Source organism: Bradyrhizobium sp. UFLA01-814 (genome assembly GCF_046718885.1).
Taxonomy (GTDB): domain Bacteria; phylum Pseudomonadota; class Alphaproteobacteria; order Rhizobiales; family Xanthobacteraceae; genus Bradyrhizobium; species Bradyrhizobium elkanii.
This window is the reverse complement of sequence record NZ_JAQOSR010000244.1, coordinates 1-9,666: the sequence shown is the minus strand read 5'-3', so window position 1 is coordinate 9,666 and position 9,666 is coordinate 1. Positions and strand designations below refer to the sequence as shown.

9 protein-coding genes and 1 pseudogene are annotated in these 9,666 nt (G+C 64.7%); 6 read left to right on the top strand and 4 right to left on the bottom strand.

Features of this window, described 5'->3' with window-relative positions:
* Positions 1-160 precede the first annotated feature (160 nt).
* The 3 genes from frc to PMN64_RS39885 form a co-directional block, all read right to left on the bottom strand.
* Positions 161-1,438, bottom strand: coding sequence for a formyl-CoA transferase (gene frc / locus PMN64_RS39895; RefSeq protein WP_411784708.1), 1,278 nt, complete (start codon positions 1,436-1,438; stop codon positions 161-163).
* Positions 1,439-1,496: 58 nt separating this feature from the next.
* A complete protein-coding gene (oxc, locus tag PMN64_RS39890; RefSeq protein ID WP_411784707.1) occupies positions 1,497-3,230 on the bottom strand; it encodes an oxalyl-CoA decarboxylase in 1,734 nt (577 codons plus the stop codon).
* Between the two features lie 89 nt (positions 3,231-3,319).
* Positions 3,320-4,015, bottom strand: a complete 696-nt coding sequence (locus tag PMN64_RS39885) for a GntR family transcriptional regulator (RefSeq protein WP_050387017.1) — start codon at positions 4,013-4,015, stop codon at positions 3,320-3,322.
* 217 nt (positions 4,016-4,232) lie between these two features.
* On the opposite strand from PMN64_RS39885, the gene PMN64_RS39880 reads away from it, so the two are divergent.
* The 6 genes from PMN64_RS39880 (at position 4,233) to PMN64_RS39855 (ending at position 9,502) form a co-directional block, all read left to right on the top strand.
* Positions 4,233-6,362 (top strand): acetate--CoA ligase family protein, encoded by a 2,130-nt coding sequence (locus PMN64_RS39880; protein WP_137476348.1) that lies wholly within the window; start codon positions 4,233-4,235, stop codon positions 6,360-6,362.
* Positions 6,363-6,635: 273 nt separating this feature from the next.
* Positions 6,636-7,433, top strand: coding sequence for a sterol desaturase family protein (locus PMN64_RS39875; RefSeq protein ID WP_411784706.1), 798 nt, complete (start codon positions 6,636-6,638; stop codon positions 7,431-7,433).
* The gene (locus PMN64_RS39870) at positions 7,420-7,797 is read left to right on the top strand and encodes a hypothetical protein (RefSeq protein ID WP_304499492.1); all 378 of its coding nucleotides are present in this window, start codon (positions 7,420-7,422) and stop codon (positions 7,795-7,797) included. Before PMN64_RS39875 ends, PMN64_RS39870 begins: the two co-directional genes overlap by 14 nt.
* A 12-nt stretch (positions 7,798-7,809) precedes the next feature.
* Positions 7,810-8,007 carry a hypothetical protein gene (locus PMN64_RS39865; protein WP_024579640.1) on the top strand — a complete coding sequence of 66 codons (198 nt, stop codon included), beginning with the start codon at positions 7,810-7,812 and terminating at the stop codon, positions 8,005-8,007.
* Between the two features lie 40 nt (positions 8,008-8,047).
* Positions 8,048-8,356, top strand: a complete 309-nt coding sequence (locus PMN64_RS39860; protein WP_304499493.1) for a DUF6166 domain-containing protein — start codon at positions 8,048-8,050, stop codon at positions 8,354-8,356.
* 36 nt (positions 8,357-8,392) lie between these two features.
* Positions 8,393-9,502, top strand: a complete 1,110-nt coding sequence (locus PMN64_RS39855; RefSeq protein ID WP_411784705.1) for a Zn-dependent alcohol dehydrogenase — start codon at positions 8,393-8,395, stop codon at positions 9,500-9,502.
* Between the two features lie 6 nt (positions 9,503-9,508).
* Here the strand turns inward: PMN64_RS39855 and PMN64_RS39850 are convergent.
* A pseudogene (locus tag PMN64_RS39850) lies at positions 9,509-9,666 on the bottom strand (GntR family transcriptional regulator); the annotation flags it as partial.

Below are 9,666 nucleotides of genomic sequence, written 5' to 3'. Positions count from 1 at the left end.
TCTGGAATATGTGCCGGGGGATGAGGGCGGGGACGGCGAGAGCGGCGAGGGTGGTTGATCCGGCCTGCGGTCGACAGCGGTGCGGGACCGCAAGTTCCTCCCAAAACAAAATGGCCGCGGTTGCCCGCGGCCATTCGTGTTTCTGCTTGAGTGCGAGCCCTTACTCCGCCGCCTGCTTGCGCGGCGGGTCGAGCGCGCCGGAGTCGTGGATCTCGGCGACCTGGTGATCGCTGAAGCCGAGCACCTCGCGCAGGATCTCGTCGGTGTGCTCGCCGAGCAGCGGCGAGCGCTGAACGTCGCTCGGCGAATCCGACAGCTTGATCGGGTTGCCGACCGAGACATACTTGCCGCGGGTCGGGTGATCGACCTCGACCACGGTGCCGGTCGCGCGCAGCGACTGGTCTCCCGCGATCTCCTTCATCGACAGGATCGGACCGCAGGGGATGTCGTCCTTGTTGAGGATCTCCATCGCCTCGAACTTGGTCTTTGTCATCGTCCACTGCTCGATGCGGCCGAAGATCTCGTTGAGGCGCGGCAGGCGGGCCGGCGGCTTGGCGTAGTTCGGATCGGTCTTCCAGGTCGGCTCGCCGATCACGTCGCAGATCTTCTCCCAGACCTGCGCCTGGGTGATGAAGTAGATGTAGGCGTTCGGGTCGGTCTCCCAGCCCTTGCATTTCAGGATGCGACCGGGCTGGCCGCCGCCGGAATCGTTGCCGGCGCGCGGCACGGCGTCGCCGAACGGAATGCCTTCGCCGAACTGGCTGTATTCCTTCAGCGGCCCATGGGCGAGGCGCTGCTGGTCGCGCAGCTTGACGCGCGCCAGGTTGAGCACGCCGTCCTGCATTGCGGCGGTGACCTTCTGGCCCTTGCCGGTGCTGGTGCGCTGGTGGAGCGCAGCAAGGATGCCGATCGCGAGATGCAATCCGGTGCCGGTGTCGCCGATCTGCGCGCCGGTGACGAGCGGCAGGCCGTCGCGGAAGCCGGTGGTCGAGGCGGCGCCGCCGGTGCACTGCGCGACGTTCTCGTAGACCTTGCAGTCCTCATACGGGCCGGGGCCGAAGCCCTTGATCGAGGCGACGATCATCTTCGGGTTGAGGCTGTGGATCTTCTCCCAGGGGAAGCCCATGCGATCGAGCACGCCGGGACCGAAATTCTCGACCAGCACGTCGCACTGCTTGATCAGCGCCGTCAACACTTCCTTGCCCTTCGGGTTCTTGGTGTCGAGCGTGATCGAGCGCTTGTTGTGATTCAGCATGGTGAAATACAGGCTGTCCACGTTCGGGATGTCCTGCAGCTGGCCGCGCGTGATGTCGCCGACGCCGGGACGCTCGACCTTGATCACGTCGGCGCCGAACCAGGCCAGCAATTGCGTGCAGGTCGGACCCGACTGGACGTGGGTGAAATCGAGAATGCGAACGCCCTTCAGCGCCTTGGTCATAATGTTTGCTCCGTACTCTGTCTGCCCCTGCACCCGCAGGGAGTGATGGGGTTAGGGGTTACTTCTTCTTCTGCAGAACGCTCTGCGGATTGAGGTTGCCGATGCGGCCGCTCTCCGAGCCCGCCGCCGGGTCGATCACCGCGTTGATCAGCGTCGGCTTGCCGGAATCCAGCGCCGCATTGACCGCGCGCTTCAACTCGTCCGGCGAGGTGGCGTTGACGCCGACGCCGCCGAAGGCTTCCATCATCTTGTCGTAGCGCGAGCCTTTGACGAACACGGTGGTCGCCGGATCGTCGCCGGCACTGTTGAGGTCGGTGCCGCGATAGATGCCGTCATTGTTGAAGATCACGACGCAGATCGGCAGCTTGTAGCGGCAGATGGTCTCGACCTCCATGCCGGAGAAGCCGAACGCACTGTCGCCTTCGATCGCGAGCACGGGCAGGCCGGTCTCGACCGCGGCGGCGATCGAATAACCCATGCCGATGCCCATCACGCCCCAGGTGCCGACGTCGAGCCGCTTGCGCGGCTTGTGCATGTCGACGACGCCGCGGGCGAGGTCGAGCGTATTGGCGCCTTCGTTGACGAAGATAGTGTCCGGACGTTCCGCGATGATGGCGCGCAGCGCGCCGAGCGCGCCGTGGTAGTCCATCGGCGAAGCGTTGCTCATCAGCTTCGGCGCCATCTTGGCGACGTTGTCGTCGCGCTTCTTGGCGATGGTCGAGAGCCAGTCGGTGGGCGCCGCGGTCCAGTTCGCGCCCATGGCGTCGAGGAACGCCGACACGCAGGAGCCGATATCGCCGACCACGGGGGCGACGATCTCGACGTTGGAATCCATTTCCTTCGGCTCGATGTCGACCTGGATGAACTTCTTCGGGGCTTCACCCCAGGTCTTGCCCTTGCCATGCGAGAGCAGCCAGTTGAGGCGGGCGCCGATCAGCATCACGACGTCGGCTTCCTTCAGCACGGTCGAGCGCGCCGCACCCGCGCATTGCGGATGCAGATCGGGCAGCAGGCCCTTGGCCATGCTCATCGGCAGGAACGGCACGCCGCTCTTCTCGACGAAATTCTTGATCGCCTCGTCGGCCTGCGCGTAGGCCGCGCCCTTGCCGAGGATGATGAGCGGGCGTTTTGCGCTCTTCAGCACGTCCAGCGCGCGCTTGACCGAAGACGGGGAGGGGATCTGCTCGGGCGCGGCGTCGATCACCTTGACCAGCGACTTCTGACCGGCGTCGGCGTTCATCACCTGCGAGAACAGCTTTGCGGGCAGGTCGAGATAGACGCCGCCCGGACGGCCCGACACCGCGGCGCGGATCGCGCGCGCGAGGCCGATGCCGATGTCCTGGGCGTGCAGCACGCGGAACGCGGCCTTGCACAGCGGCTTGGCGATCGCGAGCTGATCCATCTCTTCATAGTCGCCCTGCTGCAGGTCGACGATCTCGCGCTCGGACGAGCCCGAGACCAGGATCATCGGGAAGCAGTTGGTGGTGGCGTGGGCGAGCGCGGTGAGGCCGTTGAGGAAGCCGGGCGCCGACACCGTGAGGCAGACGCCGGGCCGCTTGGTCAGGAAGCCGGCGATCGAGGCCGCATAGCCGGCATTCTGCTCGTGGCGGAACGAGAGCACGCGAATGCCCGCCGCCTGGGCCATGCGGCCCAGGTCCGTGATCGGGATACCCGGCACACCATAGATGGTGTCGATGCCGTTGAGCTTGAGCGCATCGATGACGAGATGGAAGCCATCGGTCAGTTCTTGCTCGGTGCCCGGTGCCTCGGACTTCGTAGCGGTATTCAGCATCGGCATCGTCTCCCTGATCGTTCTTTGTTCGGACGATCTGATTGTCGTCTGAAGCGGGTGTGGACTCTCAAACTTAAGTGAACGGTTCTCTACGTGAATAATTCTTGGCCGTGCGCCTCGACATAGGCGGCAAGCCCAAGCGTGTGGTCGCGCGCGCGCTTCTCGGCAAGTTCGGTGTCGCGCGCTTCCAGCGCCTCGATGATCCCGAGATGCTCCGGCAGCGAGGTCGCGGTGCGGTCCTTGCGGCCGATCGTGAGCTGGCGATAGCCGCGCACATGCAGCAGCAGGTCGTTGGTGAGGTCGACCAGAACCGGCGATTCCGACAGCGAGATCAGCGCCTGGTGGAAGGCGATGTTGGCCTTGGAATATTCCTCGACGTGATCCTGCGGCAGGCGATCGTCGCTGAAGTCCTTGAAGAAGTCGCGCAGCGCCGAGATGTCCTTCTTGCGCGCGGTGGTCGTGATCAGGCGCGCCGCCATGCTCTCCAGCGCCGCCCAGGCGCGAATCATGTCGACGATCTCCGCCTTGGTGCGGCGGACCACGACGATGCCGCGGCGCGGCACGGTCTTCACGAATCCGTCCTGCTCGAGCATCGCGATCGCTTCGCGGATCGGCGTGCGGCTGACGCCGAGGCGCTCGGACAGTGCGCGCTCGTCGAGCATCACGGGCTCCGGCGTCGCGTAGATGTCCATCTTCAGGATCGCTTCCTTCAAGGCTTCATAGGCCTTGTTCTTGAAGCTCGTCTCCGGCGCGATCCGGACGATGGCGATATCTGTGTCAGCCATGGTGGGCGACGCCTTGGTCTGTTTCGGTTCTGGCACGACTCGTCTCCTCCTCTTGGAGACGTCTTCTTAGCAGAAGAAATTACCTTAGATTTTTGGCATGCCAAATACCAGAATGTCAAGCTACCTATATTTTTCGATCTTTTTGGACCTCGACCGACCTTGACAATTGCGTTTTTGGCATACCAAATGCCACGAAATCTGTCCCAGGAGGAAGCCAATGTCAAATTCGAAGGATGCGGTCCGCAAAATTCTCGATGCGGTCAAGGCCGACAAGCGCACGAGCCTCACCGCGCCCGAAGGCAAGGTGGTGTGCGACGCCTACGGCATTCCGGTGCCGAAAGAGGGCGTCGCCAAGTCGGCGGCCGAGGCCGCCCGCATCGCCTCCGACATGGGCTTCCCGGTCGTGATGAAGATCGTCTCGCCCGACATCCTCCACAAGACCGAGGCCGGCGGCGTGGTGGTCGGCGTCAAGAGCGCCGCCGAGGCCGAGAAGAGCTACGAGACCATTCTGGCCAACGCCAGGAAGTACAAGGCCGACGCCAAGATCGAGGGCATCCAGGTCCAGCAGATGCTGGGCGGCGGCACCGAGGTGATCGTCGGTTCGATCACCGACGGCTCGTTCGGCAAGCTGGTCGCCTTCGGCCTCGGCGGCGTACTGGTCGAAATCCTCAAGGACATCACCTTCCGCCTCGCGCCCGCGACCAAGGACGATGCGCTGTCGATGCTCGACGGCATCCAGGCGCATGAGATGCTGAAGGGCGTGCGCGGCGGCGATCCGGTCAACCGCGAGGCGCTCGCCGACGTCATCGTCAAGGTGTCGCAGCTGGTCAGCGATTTCCCCGAGATCGTCGAGCTCGACCTCAATCCGGTGTTCGCCACCAGCAAGAATGCGATCGCCGCCGACGTCCGCATCGTCGTCGACTTCAACTACAAGCCGCGCCCGGCGCCGCGTCCGACCGAAGAGATCGTCGCCGCGATGAACCGCATCATGCAGCCGAAGGGCGTGGCCGTGATCGGCGCCTCCGCCGAGGACGGCAAGATCGGCAACTCCGTGATGAAGAACCTCATCAACGGCGGCTACAAGGGCGAGATCTATCCGATCCACCCCAAGGCCGACGAAATCCTCGGCTACAAGGCCTACAAGAGCGTCAAGGACGTGCCCGGCGTGATCGACACGGCGGTGTTCGCGATCCCGGCAAAGTTCGTCGCCGGCGCGCTCGCCGAATGCGGCGAGAAGAAAATCCCCGGCGCGGTGCTGATTCCCTCGGGCTTTGCCGAGGCCGGCGCGCCGGAATTGCAGGCCGAGATCGTCGAGGTCGGCAAGAAGTACAATATCCGCCTGATGGGGCCAAACATCTACGGCTTCTATTATACGCCGGCCAATCTCTGCGCCACGTTCTGCACCGCCTATGACGTCAAGGGCCACGCCGCGCTGTCGTCGCAGTCGGGCGGCATCGGCATGGCGATCATCGGCTTCTCGCGCTCCGCCAAGATGGGCGTGTCGGCGATCGTCGGCCTTGGCAACAAGTCCGACATCGACGAGGACGATCTGCTCGCCTTCTTCGAGCAGGACCCCAACACCAATCTGATCGCGCAGCATTGCGAGGACCTGAAGGACGGCCGCGCCTTCGCCGAGGCCGCCAAGCGGGTCTCCAAGAAGAAGCCGGTGGTCGTGCTGAAGGCCGGCCGCACCTCGGCCGGTGCGAAGGCGGCGTCGTCGCACACCGGTGCGCTCGCCGGCAACGACAAGATCTATGAGGACGTGTTCAAGCAGTCGGGCGTGATCCGCGCCCGCAGCCTGCGGCAGCTGCTCGAATTCGCCCGCGGCGTGCCGGTGCTGCCGACGCCGAAGGGCGAGAACGTGCTGATCATCACCGGCGCCGGCGGCTCCGGCGTGCTGCTCTCCGACTCCGTGGTCGACAACGGCCTGTCGCTGATGCAGATGCCGCCGGATCTCGATGCGGCGTTCCGCAAGTTCATCCCGCCGTTCGGCGCGGCCGGAAATCCTGTGGATATCACCGGCGGCGAGCCGCCGATCACCTACGTCAACACCGTGAAGCTCGGCCTGTCGGACGAGCGCATCCACGCACTGATCCTCGGCTACTGGCACACCATCGTGACGCCGCCGATGGTGTTCGCGCGCAACATGGTCGAGGTGAAGAAGGAGATGGAGGCCAAGGGCTTCGTCAAGCCGATCGTCGCCTCGCTCGCCGGCGACGTCGAGGTCGAGGAAGCCGCCGAATATCTCTACCAGAACGGCATCCCGGCCTACGCCTATTCGACCGAACTCCCGGTTGAGGTGCTCGGCGCCAAGTACAAATGGGCCCGCGGCGCCGGCCTGCTCTGATCTTCTGATCTGTCGAACGCCACAGGCCGCCTCGGACACCATCCGGGGCGGCCTTTTCTTTGGGCTGCCCCCATCTGCAACGTGCCGCCGAGATGGGCGGGAAGGGCGCGATCAGCCCGATCGCGCGAAACCGAGCCATGCTTTCCTGATCCTCCCGCGGGTTCCGTGCACCATCTTCTTTTCCGGAACCACCCGCGACAGTCGAAGGCGGCTTGCCTTCCGTAACTGATGTGCTACTGATATGTCAGTTAGCGCGCGATGGAGGGACCCGCGATGGAGTTGGCTGCAACAGGGATGACCGACCGCCAGCGCAAATATCGCGCGACCTACCGCGAGCGCGTGGTGGGCTGGTACAATGGCTGGCTGCATGTCGTGCTGATCTACACGATCGGCTTCACGGCGCTGTACGTCTATCTGGCCAATGTGCACGACGTGCGGTGGTGGGAATACCTCACCATTCCCGTGGTCTTCCTGATCGCAAACTTCTTCGAATGGGCGGTGCACCGCTTCGTCATGCATCGGCCCTCGAATGTGCCCTTGCTGCGCGCGGTCTACAGCCGCCACACGCTAATGCACCATCAATTCTTCACCGAGGAGGAGATGCGCTTTGCCGATCATCACGACTGGCGCGTCACTTTCTTCCCGCCCTATGCGCTGGTGGTGTTTACCCTGATGTCGATCCTGCCGGCGATCGTCGCGGGCCTTGTGATCTCGGCCAACACCGGCTGGCTGCTGATCACCACGACGACCTCGATGTACCTGATCTACGAGTTCATGCACTTCTGCTGCCACGTCGAGGAAAATGCCTTCGTGCGCAACATGCCCTTCGTCAACACCATTCGCCGGCATCATACCGCCCATCACAACCAGTCGATCATGATGGAGCGGAACATGAACCTGACCTTCCCGGTGATGGACTATGTGTTCGGCACCTCCGACCTCAATCGCGGCCTGCTTGGCCACATCTTCAACGGCTACAGCACGCGCTACGTGAAGACCGACATGCGCCGGACGGCGCGGACGCCGCGGGTCGTGGCGACGGAGCAATCGGTGCCGCATGCCGCAGCTTGAACCCAATCTCGCCGGCCTCGCCTGGTTCGGCCTGTTGTGGAGCGTGTGCTGCATCGGCTTTCTGCAGCTGGCCGGCATGTACCCGCTGCGCGGGCGTGCCGTTCTGCCGGTGACGATGACGACCATCGTGTGGGTGATGTTGCTCGCCGGCACCCTGGCATTCGCGGCGGCCGAATTGCGCTGGACTACCGTCGTTGTCGTCGGCGGCGTGCTGTTCCTGTTTTTGCCCGGGCTGTTTCAGGCGCTGCCGGAATGGTGGCGCGACGGACGAGCGGGATTGCGGCTGTCCTGCTGTGCCATGATCGCTGCGCTCGCGCTGCTGCTCCGCGTGGCGGCGCCGTCCTTTCCCACGTGGTTGATCTGAAGGGAGGTCTCGATGCCAAGCCACATCAAGCTCATGCTGTCGCTGGCGTGCCTCGCCACGGCGGCCTGCGGTTACTTTTTCATGGTCTATCTGGGCCAGCAGGGACCGAGCTATGCGGTCGCCTTCCTCGGCGTGTTCGCCACGGTCGCGATGTGGATCTTCCCCGAGGTCGTCAAGAAGGACCTCAAGATGCGTCCGCCAGGATCCTGACCGAGCTCCTGATATGATGCTGCAGCACAGGGAGGATCCGATGGCGAGCTATACCGGGGACCGCACCATCGACGGCATTTCGGTGCTGGTCGACGGCAAGCCGCTGTCACCGCATTACGACCAGCTTCGTCTCACCGAGCACGGTTTTGAATGGAGCTACGAGGGGCCCGAGCCGGCACAACTGGCCTTCGCGCTGCTCTATGATCATCTGCACGATGCCGCTGCCGCGAAAGCGCTGCACGAGCCGTTCATGCGGCGCGTCGTCGCCAATTTCGACAATGAATGGGAGCTCTCCTCGGTCGATCTCGACGAGGCGGTCGCAGCGCTGCGGTCCGGACAGACGGCCTGAGCCCGTGCTGATGTCCCCGGCAGAGAATTTTTCGAAATGACCCTGACCTGCCGCGCGGCGGTGCTGCATCAAAGCGGAACGCCGCTCTCCGTCGAGCGCGTGTCGCTTGCGCAGCCGATGCCGACCGATGTCGTGGTGAGGGTGCGCGCCGCGGGGCTCTGCCACACCGACCTCGAAGTCATCGACGGATCGTTGCGCTATCCCTTGCCGATGATCCTCGGGCACGAGGCCGCCGGCGTGGTCGAGGAAATCGGCAGCGCGGTGCGCGACATCAGCGTCGGCGATCGCGTCATCCTGTCCTGGAATCCGCATTGCGGGCACTGCTTGCACTGTGACCGTGCGCAGCCGATCCTGTGCGAGACCTATCTCGCGCGGGGCGCGGAAGGTGTGCATTTCGACGGCGCGTCGAAGGCTCAGCTCGCGGACGGCCGCAACCTGGCGCACCTGATGTTCCTCGGCGCGTTCTCGGAATATGTCGTGCTGCCGGCGCAGCAGGCGATCGTCGTGCCGAACGACATTCCGTTCGACCGCGCGTGCCTGATCGGCTGCGGCGTCATGACCGGGGTCGGCGCCGCGCTGAACGTCGCCGCCATCGGGCACGGCGATACCGTGATGGTCACCGGCTGCGGCGCGGTCGGGCTGGCGGCGGTGCAGGGCACCCGGCTTGCCGGCGCCGGTGCTGTTATCGCGGTCGACCTCGATGATGCAAAGCTGGCGCTGGCGCGGCAGCTCGGCGCCACGCACGTCGTCAACGCGGCGCGCGAGGACCCGGTGCAGTTCGCAAAGGAGGCGACGCGCGGGCGGGGCGCTGACATCATCCTCGAAGCCGCGGGCCATCCGCAGGCGTTTCGGCAGACCGCGGAGGCGGTGCGGCCGGGCGGCGAGGTGATCTGGCTCGGCAAGATCGACGTCACGCAAGACGTGAGTTTCCGCTGGGGCGCGTTGATGGGCGAGAAACGATTTCGCCGCTCGAGCTACGGCGGCGCGCGGCCACGGCGCGACTTCCCCTTGCTGGCGCAGGCCTATCTCGACGGCCGGCTCAAGCTCGACGAACTGATCACCGGCCGCTGCAGCCTCGACGGCATCAATGACGGCTTCGAGGCATTGCGGCGCGGGCGGTCGATCCGAACGGTCGTCGAGCTCTAAGAGCTGTTACAGCGTCGAACGCGCAAAACTCTCGATGTAGTCGATCAGGCTGTCGGAGGCCGCGCCCGCGGCGTCGACACGGCGCTCGGCGATGGCTTCGGCGACGTCGGCATGCAGCCGCGCCGCAAGCGGCAGATCGGCCGCTTCCTTGTAATGCTGGTACC

What these genes read in the sequence shown, in the direction of transcription:
- frc (WP_411784708.1), bottom strand. Translation starts at nt 1,438, where the DNA reads ATGACCAAGGCGCTGAAGGGCGTTCGCATTCTCGATTTCACCCACGTC.
- oxc (WP_411784707.1), bottom strand. Translation starts at nt 3,230, where the DNA reads ATGCTGAATACCGCTACGAAGTCCGAGGCACCGGGCACCGAGCAAGAA.
- PMN64_RS39885 (WP_050387017.1), bottom strand. Translation starts at nt 4,015, where the DNA reads ATGGCTGACACAGATATCGCCATCGTCCGGATCGCGCCGGAGACGAGC.
- PMN64_RS39880 (WP_137476348.1), top strand. Translation starts at nt 4,233, where the DNA reads ATGTCAAATTCGAAGGATGCGGTCCGCAAAATTCTCGATGCGGTCAAG.
- PMN64_RS39875 (WP_411784706.1), top strand. Translation starts at nt 6,636, where the DNA reads ATGGAGTTGGCTGCAACAGGGATGACCGACCGCCAGCGCAAATATCGC.
- PMN64_RS39870 (WP_304499492.1), top strand. Translation starts at nt 7,420, where the DNA reads ATGCCGCAGCTTGAACCCAATCTCGCCGGCCTCGCCTGGTTCGGCCTG.
- PMN64_RS39865 (WP_024579640.1), top strand. Translation starts at nt 7,810, where the DNA reads ATGCCAAGCCACATCAAGCTCATGCTGTCGCTGGCGTGCCTCGCCACG.
- PMN64_RS39860 (WP_304499493.1), top strand. Translation starts at nt 8,048, where the DNA reads ATGGCGAGCTATACCGGGGACCGCACCATCGACGGCATTTCGGTGCTG.
- PMN64_RS39855 (WP_411784705.1), top strand. Translation starts at nt 8,393, where the DNA reads ATGACCCTGACCTGCCGCGCGGCGGTGCTGCATCAAAGCGGAACGCCG.